Raw genomic sequence first — 13,719 nt, 5'->3', positions numbered from 1 at the left:
AGCCTTATGTTTCTTGTTGCTTTTTCAGGTACGCGCTGACCATTTCTCGAGTAACCAATACGACGCCTTTGTCGGTTACCCTAAAGCCATTGGCTTTGTCTTGTTCGTGATCGACGCCAATATGTATGCCTTCAGGTACATTAACACTACGATCAATGATGGCTTTTTTAATGGTGCAATTACGACCGATAGTGGCACCAGGTAGCACCACGGATTGTTCGATATAACAGAATGAATTAACCCGTACATGAGAGAATAACAAAGACTGTTTGACAGTTGAACCGGAAACGATGGCACCACCGGCAATGGTGGAGTTAATAGCCAAACCACGACGGTTTTCTTCATCAAAAACAAATTTAGCAGGCGCCGTTTGCTCTTGGTAGGTCCAAATAGGCCAGTCAGCATCGTACATATTAAGTTGTGGCTCAGGCTCGACCAACTCCATATTGGCTTCCCAAAACGAATCTAGGGTACCGACATCGCGCCAATATGGCTGACCACCGGTGTCTGGATCGATAAATGGAAAGGCAAAGACTTTATGGGATTTGATGATGTCTGGAATAATATCGTGACCAAAATCTTTGCTAGACGATTCTTTTTCATTATCACGTTGCAGTTGTTCAAATAAAAACTCGGTATTGAACACATAATTACCCATTGACGCCAACGTCAGACCCGGTTTACCCGGAATGTCTGATGGGTTTTCTGGTTTTTCATCAAAGCGTTGTACTTGGTTGTTTTCATCAACGGTCATGACACCAAATGCGCCTGCGGCCTCTTCACAAGGTACCTCAATACAACATACGGTCATGTCAGCACCAGTTTCAACGTGTTTGGCCAGTAAATTACCGTAATCCATTCGATAGACATGATCACCGGATAAAATCATCACATATTTAGGCAGCTCATGACGGATAATATCGATATTTTGAAATACTGCATCGGCGGTACCGGCGTACCAACCTTCACCATAGCGCTGTGACGCTGGTAGTATTTCTACCGACTCACCCAGTTCTTTCTTGAAATGTCCCCATGCTCGGTTGATATGGCGGATCAGTGAATGAGATTTATATTGCGTGGCGATGCCAACTCGACGAATGCCGGAGTTAATACAATTGGATAAAGGAAAATCGATAATACGAAATTTGCCGCCAAAAAATGTCGCTGGCTTGGCTCGCCAATCAGTGAGTTCATGTAATCTTGAACCTTTACCACCGGCGAGAATTAATGCGTAAGTATCTCGGGTTAGGTTACTGATATAACGATGCGAAGTGAATGGCATGGCGGCGTCCTTTGTTGTTAGGTTAGTTCAATACTAGGGCAAGTTGAACAAAAATGCATCAATAATACTCGCCCAATATGGTATGGTCGGATCAGCAAGTTCATTATCTTGCTGCCAATATGTTTTGAATGGGCGGACAGGCAGTAAATCACAGCCTGTCCGTATCGGCTATATTGCTGCGGCAATGAACTGCTATACCGCGTTGTTATAGGCTATACACTGGTGCTGACAATAGAATTATCACTGCCAAAGTCATTGGCTAAATAACAATCAGCTTTGTAATCGTTTTCCCACTCTTGACCGTTTAGCAGGTAGCGAAATTGATACTCCGAGTCTTTTGGCAAACGTACTTTGGTTTTAAAGCTGTTACTTGATTTAACAAACTTCATTGCAATCGGTTGCCAATCATTGAAGTCAGCATAGAGCTCCACTGACGTGACATCTTCACGAGCAAAATCAAAGGTGATTTCAGCTTCGTCTTTGGTTTTAAAAAACTTTTTGCTTAACATAATTATCTCCCTAAATGTATGTCTTGCGCCAAATTAGTGCGGAAAAACCGCTATTGCGCACAACCATGATGCGTTACCGATGTTTCGCAGCGGCAACATAGATAAGTTTGCACGTTTCGTGCCTAAGTTAATATGAAATAACAAAAAATTCATTTAATGTTCATTTTGGCAGGGTCAAGGTAAAGCGCACGCCACTGTCATCAATTAGGTTTTCGGCAATGATTTTGCCTTTATGTTGTTCTGCGATTAAGCGGCAAATATACAAGCCAATGCCTAAGTGCAATTGTTCGCTTTCTGCGTTAGATTGTTGCAGAGTGCGAATCGACACCATGGCATCAAAAATACTGAGCATCATATTGTCTGGTAATAATGGCCCTTTATTGCTGACCGATAATTGCACCTGCTGTTTGTCGTTTTGCAGTTGAATATCAATGGCGCTGCCATCAGAAAACTCTACCGCGTTGGCAATCAATTTATCAAAAAGCTGGGCGATGTGTTCGTCACTGCCGATAAATAGCGTGGGCTCTTCGCTTATGCGGACATGAAAAGATTGCGGCTGATAAATTTGTTGGTAACTGTTACTGCAACCCTTTACCAACGCGGCCAGATCAAAGGATTCAAATTCACTGTGCTCGATGGTTTGTTCAAGCCGAGTTGCTTCACTCATGGCCAACAATATTGAGTGTAAGCGGTTGATACCTTGTTGCGCCCGTTGCACAAATACCGATTTATTGGCATCGGTTTCGGTTAGCGCTAAATGCTCGAGTGAGGAGCGCACCACGGCTACTGGGGTTTTTAGTTCATGGGAAAGACGTGATGACATGTTTTGCAAATAGTCATTGTACTGGCCAAGCTGTTGAATGATGTCGGTAAAACTTCGTGATAAATCACCGATTTCATCTTTAGCCGTTGCCGCGGTCATCATGCCACGTAGACGGCCATTGTCATCGATTAATGCGTCGGTTTGATTACGCAATTGTCGAATACGATAGGACAAACGCACGGTATAGAGAAACAGTGCCAGTACCGAAATGAAAATAAATAAACTGGTGAGTAGTACACCTTCAACGGCAGCATTACGAATGTTACGAATGCCATGCGTTGTTTCCTCGACAACCACTGCTCCCATAACCTTATCATCAACATAAATAGGGTGCGCCGCAGACAAGATAACCGCCTTGTTATCCGGTGTGGTCCACCATATTGAGTCGAGTCTACCGCGCAATAAGGCATTATTGACATGGCGATTTTGATGGCGACGATTATCAAATGCTTGGATCTGGAATTCTTTCGGTGGCCTGGTAAGCAGGTACTGATAAAACGGTTCCAGAACCCATTGTTTGAATTGACTTATCCAGTTGCCAGAAAAGCCAGCACTGTAGGTGTTTTGTTGTAAATCTAATGGCTCAAGATAATCACCGGTTGCGTTATAAATGCTGCCTTGATGTTTGAGAATGCGCGAGTGTTTATCGACCACGGTTATCGCTGAATGAGTACGACCCATAGCAGCGATAATCGCCTCAATTTCGGGAGAAGGTACGGTAAAGGTACCAAGGTCTTGTGCGTCGTGGGTGTTGGCGGTGCCTACGGCAACATGTTGAATGGGTTTTTGCAGGCTGTCGACATCCAATATCTGGAAACCAACTTTGTCTCCTAACATGTCTTCTTTAAGACGAATTTCAATGTTGTAACCGTTTTCAGTAATTGCTAAATGACCTTGTATACCCGGTTCATTTTGCGGCGTTGCACCGGGCACATCACTGACTTTGAATGCGCTTACCCATCCAGCTTTGTGATTGGATATGATATAGCGTTGTAATTGACCTAGGTAATCAATGGTGGCGATTTCTAGGTGATCATTATTACTGATCGAAATGGCATTTTCAGGGCGCAAAATCAGTTTATCGTCAGTCACGTTAAAGAACGCATACACAAAGCCTTTATAGCGGCCGATATTGGCGCTGTATTCAACACTGACTTGCTGCTTGGTTAACTTGCTGCCAATTTGGTTTTGATAGTCATAGCGATTGATATTTCGTGTGGCACTGTATTGTTGCCAATCTTCATCTTTGCCATCTAATAAAATGGCATCATTAATTTCAGTGGGGAAAAAGTCTTTGCCTTGTTCTAAGGTGTCTTTATAACTGGCATGGGGATTAAACAGGTTGGGGCGATTATGTAATGCCGTGGCCAAAGCTTTGGCATTATTTTTTAGCGTCTGTTCCTGACCAACACGCAAGTATTTTTCCATATCCCAAATATAGTAATAACCGATAAACGGTATGGCCAATAACACACTGGCCACCATCATAAGCTTTACGGTAATACTGATGCGCACAAATCTATCCTATTTAGCTTCTAGCCAACGATAACCCATGCCATATACGGTATCAATGCAGTTGAAATTGGCATCGACCTGCATGAACTTTTTGCGAATGCGTTTTATATGGGCGGTGACGGTGTTGTCATCAACGACAATATTTGCATCCTGCATTAATTGATCCTTACTTTTAACGTGACCTGGGTTTAGCGCCAAAGAGTGAATCATCCAAAACTCGGTAATGGTGAAGTTTACCAAGTCATTGTGCCAACGGATAGATAGTCGATCCTTATTAATGGTTAACGCGTGTCGCTGCAAAATGTTCTCAACAACCGGGGTTTCAATGATTTTTAAGTAATTAAGAGTGGCATGAATACGAGCGCTAAGGTTATCAAAACTCATGGTTTTGCTGACGTAGTCATTGGCACCAAGACGCAGGCCACTGATTTGATCGATATCGCTATCGCGTGCGGTTAAAAATATAATGGGTAACGTGGCTGACTTTTCTCGCAAATAACGACATATATCAAAGCCGCCATCAAATTCTTCTTCAAGGCCGACATCAAGAATGGCCAGATGTGGCAAGCTTAATTCAAACGCCGACAAAGCCGTACTCTTATTCCGGTAGGTCTGTACAACAAAGCCCTGTTGACGCAGAGCTTGCGCGTAATTCTCTCGAATGGCTTCATCATCCTCAACTATGGCAATGCGTTTACTCATTATGTTCTCGTTTTGATTTTGTTATTAAAGCCACTATACCCGATTGCATATCTGATTCTAGCGAAACAAAGCAATTTTCATAATTGGTCATAATCTATTTCACAAGTATCAGTTTTTGACGAAAAAAAAGTCAATTTTATTTTGTTTAATGAATTCATCGGCAGGGCAGCAACGCTTCGACGCAAGTCACTGTTGATCTGCACAGTTATTTTAATTGACGAGGAATCATTATGAAAAAGACCATGACTACACTAGCTATTGCGACGATATTAAGCAGTTCATTTATTAACATTGCCCAAGCTGACGAGCAGCCACAAGCGAAAACATTGGTCGAGCATATCGACGAAATGCCAAGCGAAGAAAAATGGGGTATCAGCATTGGTGCGGTGATTGGTGGCATCTTTGGTGGTCCACCAGGCGCTTTTATCACGGCCTTTGCCGGTGATTACTTTGCCAAGCATTTGGTATCAGAACGCGAAATTGACAGCTTGGAGCAGCAACTGGCCAGCGAACAAATGCAACGTAAAAACTTAGCTCATAAGCAAAGCAGTGAGCTAAAAAATCTCGAGTTGCAGTATCAAAATGAGGTGATGAATATCGCCAAGGCCTATGAAAACAGCGAAAAAGCGCAAGTGGAAAATATTCTCGTTAGCTTAATGTTTCGAACCGGTTCAAGTGACATTGAAGCCCATTATCAACAGCAAGTTATCGCTCTAGCAACCGTGTTAAAGCGTTCGCCACACTTATATATCGACCTTGAAGGTTACACCGACCGTCAAGGTGATGAAACCTTGAACCTAAAATTGGCGCAGCGTCGTATCGACAAAGTAAAACAGCTGTTAGTCGCACAAGGGGTCGGTGAAAATCGTATTTATGCCACCGCATTTGGTGAATCTTTGCCATTGCAACCAGAGCAACAACAAGAGGTAAATTACTTTGACCGTCGCGTTGTTTTAAAATTAAAAGTCGACAGTGAGGAGGTGGCCAAACAAGCAAATTTATAACCCTGTTTATTAAGGACTTTTAGTCCTAAATCTCCCACCAAAACAAAGACGATATCGGCCTCTAGTTATCGTCTTTTTTTCATTGCAGAATATGATTTATCGTTTGTAATGGTGATTTTATCTCCTATAGTTAGGTTACAAAGTGTGTCACTGTGCACAGTTTGTTACGTCTTGATTTATTTGTGTTTTTGCTCTGTAGAGTATGACAAATAGGCGTTTTAAGGAAAATAACCCCGGTTGTTCCAGTGGTTTGTCAGGCGATTATATAATCAGCGACAAATTTACTTACATTTGGACAAAGTTAGAGGGTTGTTTGTCAGGCAATTGCAGGCTATCTATAAGTCGTTAGCAATTAGTTAAGTCATTGGCTCTAATCGCATTTTGGCTTTAGTGACATTTAAGGAAGAAACTATGAAAACCAGTAAAAAACTCTCATTTATCGCCATGGCTATGGCACCAATGTTGGCTTTTAGCACCCAAGCTTTTGATGAGCAAGAAAGTGCTGAAACGGTCGACCCAACGGCTTGTGGCATCGTTAGCGTTTACAAGCGCCCGCCAGAAACAAAGCGACTGTATCATGTGGTTATCAATACCATTGATGGCGTGCCGGTAGGCAGCAACAGCCATTCGTTTGTCTTGTCGCCAGGTAAGCATAAAATCAAAGTAATGGAAAATATTACCGACAGCTACTTTACTCGTCGACGTGGTGAAATGCTTAATTATAAAGTGATCGAAATTGATGTTGAAGCCAACATGCGATACTACTTAGGTGCTAAATATAATCGTAAGCATAAGTCAAAATTAAAGACTGGCGAATATTGGGACCCGGTAGTTTGGAAGACTCAAGAAAAAGAATGTGAAGTATAAGATTACTGCTAGTTAGCGGTATCTATCACACGCAATGGTGTAACTTTGCAATGGGTGCAGTAAAAATATTTTCATTTACTGCATCCATTTTCATTATTTAATTCCTCTTAACGATAACACTATAGAAAAAGAGGAATGTAATGATGGAAGAACTAGTCCCTATCGTATTATTTGTGACCACAGGTGTCGTTGCTTGGTTGTTTTTATTTTATGCTTATAAAAATAAAATGGCTCTGCAGCAAACCATTCAAAAAGCTCTGGATAATGGTCAAGCATTAAGCCCAGAAAGTATCGAAAAAATACTGCACGTGCAGCGTAATCCGAAAGCGGATTTTAAACGTGGCATCCTGTTAGTCTCATTAGCCGTAGGTATTGCCTTGTACGCATGGATAAGTACGGCGGATGCGGATATGGCCGGCATTGCTATGTTTCCGTTGACCATAGGGGTTGGCTATTTATTGGTCTATCGATTCGCCGATAAAAGCTGATACAATAAAGCATATATGCTTAAACGTTTAATCGCTCATTTTCAAAGCACGCAAAACCGACAGACATTTGACCGCATCGTCACAACATGTCAGTCGGACTTGCGTGGTTATTGTCGGCGATTAACCGCTGGCGATTGCGCATTGGCCGATGACATCGCACAAGAGAGCTTGTTGATTGCCTATCAACAATTGGGCAAGTTACAAAACGTCAACGCATTTAAGTCTTGGTTGTATCGCATTGCGTATCGTCAATATTTGCAGATGCTAAAAGCACGCGGTGAGGCACAGGTCATCGATGAGCAAACCATGCTTGATGAGCAGAGTACCGAATTAACCGAACAACTGGCTCAAGAACAGTTAATCTATCGTCTTATGGCACCGCTCAGTGTTGCGCAGCGAGCAGTTATCACCATGCACTTAACCTTGGGTTATAGCCATTCTGAAATTAGTGAGCTGTTGCACATGCCACTTGGCACGGTGAAATCGCATTGCAATAGAGGCAAAGAAGCGATGCAGAAACATATACCATCTTGTTATAAAGGGGTTGCCTGATGAACGACAAAACCGAAATAGAACAACTGCTAAGTAAACCTATGCCGTCACTCAAAGCGGGTGATTTTGTTGATAATCTGGTAAACCGTTATCAGCAAATGCAGCAATACCGAGTAAAAGTGTTAACCATTAGTTTGGTTTTAGCCTTGTTGTCTTTGTTATTGTTTTTACCGATGCAAGGCTTAGCAACAACATTAACTGAGATCAATCAAGCGATTAGTTTTGCACCATTGGCGGCGTTGAATCTCAACCAAGCGGATCTTTGGTCGCTGATTCCGCTATTTGTATTGGCCTTGACGTTTCTATTCATCAAAGATGATTTTGCCTGATAACCAGCGATAAATGCTGGCATGTCATAATTGGTCATAATTAATCTCTGACTTGTCACTTTGGCTTTGCAGAAAGGTCAGGGTTTATTGTTTTACTGCACTTATAACTTAATGGAGATATGTTATGAGTGTAAAACCTACCGCAAAAACTCAACTCAATAATGCATTAGCATGGCTATGTTATCTAATGTTTGGCAGTGCATTAGTGTTCAGTCACGTTGCCAACGCGAGCGTTAATCAAACATCATTTGAACAAACTATTGATTATAACGCGATTAGCTCGGGAACTATGTTTCTCAAGCAGCCGCAAGGCTATCAAATAGGCATCATCAGTAACAGTGACTATACCGTTAATGTGACTGGAATGATGGCGCGAATCACCTTGAAACAGTCATTTGAAAATCCATCTCAACAATGGGCTGAGGCGATTTATGTGTTTCCATTACAAGATGGTGTCGCTGTCGATGATATGCAGATGCGTATTGGCGAGCGCATTATTAAGTCGGAAATTAAACCGCGAAAGCAGGCTAAAATTATCTATCAACAAGCTAAGCAGCAAGGTAAAAAAGCGGCGTTGCTTGAACAAGAGCGAGCCAATCTTTTTACCACCTCAGTGGCCAACATTCCACCGGGAGAATCAATAGAAATTGAAATCAGCTTTTTGCAACAATTGCATCTGCAAGACAGTCATTTCGCTTTACGTTTGCCATTAACCATCACCCCTAGATACATTCCCCAGCAGTTAAAAGACCAGGCTGAGCAACAATACCAGTACGACATTGAACAACAATTGCAAGCGCAGCAGTTGCAACCTTTGGCTGCGCAATCAGGCAGTGGTTGGGCACTTGATAATAATCAGGTAATTGACGCCTCGCGCATCACTCCGCCACAGGAGCACAAGGGGGCAGGGCAATTGGTAAAAATAAACGTTTATTTAAATCAAGGTTTGCAGCTGGATAAGATCAGCAGCCAATACCACCTCATCACTCAGCAAAAAGATTATAACGCCGACAATGCCTATCAGATTAGCCTACTGCAACAACAGGTTGCCATGGACCGAGACTTCGTTTTACGTTGGCAGCTATCCGATGCAAGTATGGTAAGGGCGGCATTATTTACTGAGCAAGATGATAAATATCAGTATGGCTTGTTGATGTTTATGCCACCGAAAATTGCCGCCTCACATAACCATATTGCCAAGGAAATGATTTATATCATCGATACATCAGGGTCAATGGGCGGGCGTTCAATGGAACAAGCCAAACAGGCCTTGGCGTTTGCGTTATCGCAATTGACGGCAGCTGACCGATTTAACGTAATTGAGTTTGATTCCAGTATGCGTGCTTTATACGGTACGCCTCAATACGCAACACATGCCAATATTCAATATGGGCAACGCTTTGTTCAATCCTTACAAGCCGATGGTGGCACGGAAATGTTGCCGGCGCTAAATGCCGCAATGCATATGCCAGTACTGGATAACATGTTACGCCAAATTGTGTTTATCACTGATGGCGCAATTGGTAATGAACAACAATTGTTCCTCGCAATCAATAATTCGTTAGCGGATGCCCGCTTACATACGGTAGGTATCGGCAGTGCACCCAATAGCTATTTTATGCAACGCAGCGCCGAACTTGGCCGTGGCAGTTACACCTATATTGGTGACATCAATGAAGTGCAAACACAAATGCAGACTTTATTGAGTCGCTTAAATCAGCCGCAATTAACGGATATTACTATTCAATGGCCAACTCAACCGCATGGCATGTTTCCAAATAAGGTTGCTGATGTCTATATGGGCCAACCACTGTTGGTGAGTGTGCGTTGGCCTGTAGGTGAAACCGCTGCGCAACATATAGAAGTGTCGGGTAAAGTTGCTGAGCAACAATGGCAACAATCACTCAATACCATAACAGGGCAACCACACAGCGGTATTAAAACCTGGTGGGCAAGGCAAAAAATCAAACAACTAGAGTATCAAAAACTTCGCACCAGCTCGCAATCAGAGCGCCAAGCGTTAGTCGAAGACATCACTCTTTTGGCCTTAGATAATCGCTTAATGAGCAAATACACCAGCTTTGTAGCGGTTGATCATACGCCGGCGAGAGCGATGCAAGATATATTGCATCAGAAAAACGTAGCCAACGCCATGCCACACGGTTCAACGTTAGCCGATAGTAAAACGCCAAACACAAACAAGCTCAGTGCCACCCAAATGCCGTTATCGATTGGGCAAACGGCAACCATGTCAGCTCGGCACTTACAAACCGGTCTGTTATTACTGCTGATTTGCGCGTTATGGCAACTGTCGTTGCGATGTCGTGACCGCTTTAAACGAGACCATATAGATACCAGCGACAACCAACAAAATTAAGGAGGGCAGGGATATGAAATATCAACCAGTCGTCGATATTCGCTCACTAACACTGAGCACTGAGAATGGCACGAATGAGTGCAATCAAACAAACGCAAGCTCGAGCACAAGCACAGATACCACAGCTCATACAACAGCTAATACAAAGGCAAAGAAAACCAAGCAGGCAACAGCGAGCGCAGCGTCATCTAGGCGCCCTTATGTTCGTTGGCTGGTATTTGTTATGGCCTTGGCGTTTATCGGCAATAGTTTTTACATCCATGCCAAGGCGTATGCCGCACAATATTTACTGCAAAAAGCATGGCAGAAAAGTGATAGAGAACACCAGCATAAGCCGTGGCCTTGGTTTGATTCATTGCCAATCGCCAAGTTGATTTTGCCAAGTTTACAGGTTGAACATATCGTCTTGGCAGGGGATTCGGGGCAGGAATTGGCCTTTGCACCTGGTTTACATGGTCAAGCGGCTAAACCTGGTGAGGCGGGTACGGTTGTTATAAGTGCCCATCGAGATACCCACTTTAATGCCTTACAGCACCTGAACCCGTCGGAACCTGTGCTATTGCAAGACTTAGCCGGAGATAAATACGCCTATCAAATTACCGATATTCGCATCGTTGATATTGAGCAGCAGCAACTTTACTTAGGCGATCGAGGTGGCTTGTTATTAATAACCTGCTATCCATTTGATAGCACGGATGCGAATACGTCATTGCGCTATGTTATCGAGGCTGAACCTGTGCAAGGTAGCGTTGCATCGCAACAGCAGTTGGCTTGGAATCGTTTTGACCAACGTATTCGTAGCCAACCGCGGCACTTTTAAGATGAGGTAGAGGAAACTGTCGTTAAGGCTCTGATGAATACAGAGCCTTGACAGCTGAGCCTTAACTAAAGCGCCTTGACTAACAGCTTGGCGAAATCGATGGCGTTGAGTTCTAAACCAACTTGGTCGAGACGCCAGTTAATGCCAATACCGACATTGTCTTCATTAAGATCGCCAACCCATTCTTCAAGAAATTGCTCAAGCGAAATTTCGCCTACTTGATAATCCTGCCATTGTTCGACACAAAAGCTTTTTGCTTGTTCAGCATCCGCCCATAAAGGCATTACATCGTTGAAGTCCTGATCCGAGTCACATACGACCCAATCACCCTCACTGGTTGTTAAGGCATAAAGACGTTGTTCTTCGTTAATAGTATCTAAGTAGGTATCCAGGTCTTGTTCAGTCATGGTTGTCCAGATCGTTATTTGCTATGGTTACCCATATTGTAATAAAAAACTTAAACAATTACTTTAGCGCTATGTTATTAATGCAAAAGTTTTCTCGTAATGGTGGCAATTCACTAGGCTTGATGGTGCTGTTGTTTTTGCTGGTTTTATTATCGAGTGCTTGCCAGCCAACACAACCTGCACAACAAGCACAACCCGCGCTGTTGTGCACACCAAGCTGGTATCTGCAGGTCGATAAAATCATCAGCAGCGGTGATGGCCAAGGCCATGGCCCAGATGTTGGCTCGGATGAATGGATGTCTGTGGTTGAATTTAAACTGGGGATTCGCGGTAAGCAAGGCATTCCGGCGCGCGGTAGTGAAAAATGGTGTGCCTACATCGATGAAATACTTAGCCAGTGAGATAACCAACCTTAGCGTGAGTGATATCCATAACTTTAATAACTAAAGCCTTAATGACGATAGCCCCAATAATAATAGTGGTCGATGATAATTTGATATGAAAAGATTTCAATTACAACAAAAGCTGTTTTCCCTTGCCGAAAACTTCAAGGTAACCGATGAAAATGAGCAAGTCGCTTACCAAGTTAGCGGTAAGCTTTTCTCGATTGGCAAACGTTTTACCTTGTTTGATACGCAAGATCGAGAATTAGCTCAGATTAAGCAAAAGCTAATGGCATTTCGGCCAACATTTTTTATCACCTTCAATGACGGACTAAACATACGCGTGAGAAAAATGTTCACGCCGCTGTTTAAGTCACGTTTTGTTGCCGACTTTGAAGATCGAGAAGTGACTATCATGGGGAATTTCCTCAGCCACGAATATCAATTTACGGAGCTGCAGCAAAAGAAAGAGCAGCAATTGGCGCAAGTTAGTAAAAGTTGGTTTTCGATGACGGATTGTTATGGTCTTGAAGTAGAAAACGATGACTTTAGCGCTATCGCCCTGGCAATTGTGATTGTTATCGATGCGATTCATCACACCGGCGATGATGGTTAACAAATACGCGATTGATTCAGCGTCCCTTGTAATTTGCCTGGTATACCCACATTTTATAGATAAGAGTTAATTTAACGAGAACACATATGACACAAGCAACCGTTGCTCTGACCCCAGAGAATTTTCAGCAAGTGGTGTTAGAAGAATCACAAAAAAAATTGGTATTGGTCGACTTTTTTGCCGAACAGATGCCGGAAAGTATTGAGCTAAGAGATATGTTAGCTCGCAAGTTAACGGGTTTTGAACAATTTATTACCTTGGCTACCGTTGATTGTGCAACTCAACAAGCGATTGCACAACAGTTTGGTATTCAGTCTTTACCTACGGCGGTTATGGTAAAGCAAGGCCAGCCAGTCGATGGCATTGCCGGTACTCAGACAGAACAACAACTTGATGAGTTTCTTGCCAAGTTTTTACCTAAGCCAGAAGATACATTATTGGCAAATGGCTTGCAGGCACTTGAACAAGGGCAATTAGGCGAGGCGCTATCGGCCTTGACCCAAGCCAAAGCGTTGGATCAAAAGCGTGCGGATATTACTAAAGCGTTCGCTGATGTTTCTATTCAAGTTGGTAAGCTAGAACAAGCCAAAGCATTGCTTGAAAGTGTTCTAATGGTTGATCAAGATTCTTACTATCAATCATTGCTATCAAAACTTGAATTGGCTGAAAAAGCCGGTAATTCACCGGAAATTCAAGCACTGGAGAAAAAGATGCTGGAGCAACCAGATAACGTCGAGATAAAGCGTGAATTGGCAGTACAATATTCTCAAGTGAATCGCCAAGAAGAAGCATTGCAATTGCTTTATAGCTTATTACTCGCGGACTCAAGTGATGCCGACAGTAAAAAATTAATGCTAGATGTCATCGCCGGACTTGCCGAAGGCGACAAATTGGCGACAACCTATCGTCGCAAACTCTTTGCGATGATGTACTAGCGGTTTATCGTCGCTGCAGATTTAGCACCTATTTTATAAACCCTCTGCTGTTACGGTTAGAGGGTTTTTTATGGTCGCGATTTATATAAAAACTTATATTAAAAGCTTAT

15 protein-coding genes are annotated in these 13,719 nt (G+C 42.9%); 10 read left to right on the top strand and 5 right to left on the bottom strand.

The features are described 5' to 3' along the window. Positions 1-4: 4 nt before the first annotated feature. From glgC to pdsR, 4 genes are all read right to left on the bottom strand, one after another. The gene (gene glgC, locus HII16_RS01830) at positions 5-1,282 is read right to left on the bottom strand and encodes a glucose-1-phosphate adenylyltransferase (RefSeq protein WP_169126949.1); all 1,278 of its coding nucleotides are present in this window, start codon (positions 1,280-1,282) and stop codon (positions 5-7) included. 212 nt (positions 1,283-1,494) lie between these two features. Then, complete coding sequence (locus HII16_RS01825) at positions 1,495-1,791, bottom strand: isoamylase early set domain-containing protein (protein WP_169126947.1); 297 nt, start codon at positions 1,789-1,791, stop codon at positions 1,495-1,497. Between the two features lie 160 nt (positions 1,792-1,951). After that, positions 1,952-4,129: a proteobacterial dedicated sortase system histidine kinase gene (pdsS, locus tag HII16_RS01820; RefSeq protein WP_169126945.1), complete on the bottom strand. Its 2,178-nt coding sequence runs from the start codon at positions 4,127-4,129 to the stop codon at positions 1,952-1,954. A gap of 9 nt (positions 4,130-4,138) precedes the next feature. After that, complete coding sequence (gene pdsR, locus HII16_RS01815; protein WP_169126943.1) at positions 4,139-4,831, bottom strand: proteobacterial dedicated sortase system response regulator; 693 nt, start codon at positions 4,829-4,831, stop codon at positions 4,139-4,141. 230 nt (positions 4,832-5,061) lie between these two features. Between pdsR and pdsO the strand changes: the two genes are divergently transcribed. From pdsO to HII16_RS01780, 7 genes are all read left to right on the top strand, one after another. Beyond that, positions 5,062-5,835, top strand: coding sequence for a sortase-associated OmpA-like protein PdsO (gene pdsO / locus HII16_RS01810; RefSeq protein ID WP_169126941.1), 774 nt, complete (start codon positions 5,062-5,064; stop codon positions 5,833-5,835). A gap of 411 nt (positions 5,836-6,246) precedes the next feature. After that, complete coding sequence (locus HII16_RS01805) at positions 6,247-6,702, top strand: hypothetical protein (RefSeq protein WP_169126939.1); 456 nt, start codon at positions 6,247-6,249, stop codon at positions 6,700-6,702. Between the two features lie 140 nt (positions 6,703-6,842). Continuing rightward, complete coding sequence (locus tag HII16_RS01800) at positions 6,843-7,190, top strand: DUF6249 domain-containing protein (RefSeq protein WP_169126937.1); 348 nt, start codon at positions 6,843-6,845, stop codon at positions 7,188-7,190. A 15-nt stretch (positions 7,191-7,205) separates the two neighbouring features. Beyond that, positions 7,206-7,742 (top strand): RNA polymerase sigma factor, encoded by a 537-nt coding sequence (locus tag HII16_RS01795; RefSeq protein WP_169126936.1) that lies wholly within the window; start codon positions 7,206-7,208, stop codon positions 7,740-7,742. Continuing rightward, positions 7,742-8,071: a hypothetical protein gene (locus tag HII16_RS01790; protein ID WP_169126935.1), complete on the top strand. Its 330-nt coding sequence runs from the start codon at positions 7,742-7,744 to the stop codon at positions 8,069-8,071. Before HII16_RS01795 ends, HII16_RS01790 begins: the two co-directional genes overlap by 1 nt. Before the next feature lie 124 nt (positions 8,072-8,195). Beyond that, on the top strand, positions 8,196-10,448 hold the full coding sequence (locus HII16_RS01785; protein ID WP_169126934.1) for a marine proteobacterial sortase target protein: 2,253 nt from the start codon (positions 8,196-8,198) through the stop codon (positions 10,446-10,448). 13 nt (positions 10,449-10,461) lie between these two features. Beyond that, positions 10,462-11,268, top strand: a complete 807-nt coding sequence (locus tag HII16_RS01780) for a class GN sortase (protein WP_169126933.1) — start codon at positions 10,462-10,464, stop codon at positions 11,266-11,268. A gap of 65 nt (positions 11,269-11,333) precedes the next feature. On the opposite strand, the gene HII16_RS01775 is transcribed toward HII16_RS01780, so the two are convergent. Beyond that, positions 11,334-11,675, bottom strand: a complete 342-nt coding sequence (locus HII16_RS01775) for a DUF2750 domain-containing protein (protein ID WP_169126932.1) — start codon at positions 11,673-11,675, stop codon at positions 11,334-11,336. A gap of 71 nt (positions 11,676-11,746) precedes the next feature. Between HII16_RS01775 and HII16_RS01770 the strand changes: the two genes are divergently transcribed. From HII16_RS01770 to HII16_RS01760, 3 genes are all read left to right on the top strand, one after another. Further along, entirely contained in the window at positions 11,747-12,076 is a 330-nt protein-coding gene (locus HII16_RS01770; RefSeq protein WP_211183361.1) for a hypothetical protein, read from the top strand. A 97-nt stretch (positions 12,077-12,173) separates the two neighbouring features. Continuing rightward, positions 12,174-12,674, top strand: a complete 501-nt coding sequence (locus HII16_RS01765) for an LURP-one-related family protein (protein WP_169126930.1) — start codon at positions 12,174-12,176, stop codon at positions 12,672-12,674. A gap of 86 nt (positions 12,675-12,760) precedes the next feature. Beyond that, on the top strand, positions 12,761-13,609 hold the full coding sequence (locus tag HII16_RS01760) for a tetratricopeptide repeat protein (protein ID WP_169126928.1): 849 nt from the start codon (positions 12,761-12,763) through the stop codon (positions 13,607-13,609). Positions 13,610-13,719: the final 110 nt, after the last annotated feature.

Source organism: Thalassotalea sp. Y01 (genome assembly GCF_012932945.1).
Taxonomy (GTDB): Bacteria; Pseudomonadota; Gammaproteobacteria; order Enterobacterales; family Alteromonadaceae; genus Thalassotalea_A.
The sequence above is the reverse complement of the archived record's forward strand: the minus strand, read 5'-3'. Positions and strand labels throughout refer to the sequence as shown.

Bases quoted from the DNA above. Each gene is read 5' to 3' on its own strand.
- glgC (WP_169126949.1), bottom strand. From the start codon at position 1,282: ATGCCATTCACTTCGCATCGTTATATCAGTAACCTAACCCGAGATACT.
- HII16_RS01825 (WP_169126947.1), bottom strand. From the start codon at position 1,791: ATGTTAAGCAAAAAGTTTTTTAAAACCAAAGACGAAGCTGAAATCACC.
- pdsR (WP_169126943.1), bottom strand. From the start codon at position 4,831: ATGAGTAAACGCATTGCCATAGTTGAGGATGATGAAGCCATTCGAGAG.
- pdsO (WP_169126941.1), top strand. From the start codon at position 5,062: ATGAAAAAGACCATGACTACACTAGCTATTGCGACGATATTAAGCAGT.
- HII16_RS01805 (WP_169126939.1), top strand. From the start codon at position 6,247: ATGAAAACCAGTAAAAAACTCTCATTTATCGCCATGGCTATGGCACCA.
- HII16_RS01800 (WP_169126937.1), top strand. From the start codon at position 6,843: ATGATGGAAGAACTAGTCCCTATCGTATTATTTGTGACCACAGGTGTC.
- HII16_RS01795 (WP_169126936.1), top strand. From the start codon at position 7,206: ATGCTTAAACGTTTAATCGCTCATTTTCAAAGCACGCAAAACCGACAG.
- HII16_RS01790 (WP_169126935.1), top strand. From the start codon at position 7,742: ATGAACGACAAAACCGAAATAGAACAACTGCTAAGTAAACCTATGCCG.
- HII16_RS01785 (WP_169126934.1), top strand. From the start codon at position 8,196: ATGAGTGTAAAACCTACCGCAAAAACTCAACTCAATAATGCATTAGCA.
- HII16_RS01780 (WP_169126933.1), top strand. From the start codon at position 10,462: ATGAAATATCAACCAGTCGTCGATATTCGCTCACTAACACTGAGCACT.
- HII16_RS01775 (WP_169126932.1), bottom strand. From the start codon at position 11,675: ATGACTGAACAAGACCTGGATACCTACTTAGATACTATTAACGAAGAA.
- HII16_RS01770 (WP_211183361.1), top strand. From the start codon at position 11,747: ATGTTATTAATGCAAAAGTTTTCTCGTAATGGTGGCAATTCACTAGGC.
- HII16_RS01765 (WP_169126930.1), top strand. From the start codon at position 12,174: ATGAAAAGATTTCAATTACAACAAAAGCTGTTTTCCCTTGCCGAAAAC.
- HII16_RS01760 (WP_169126928.1), top strand. From the start codon at position 12,761: ATGACACAAGCAACCGTTGCTCTGACCCCAGAGAATTTTCAGCAAGTG.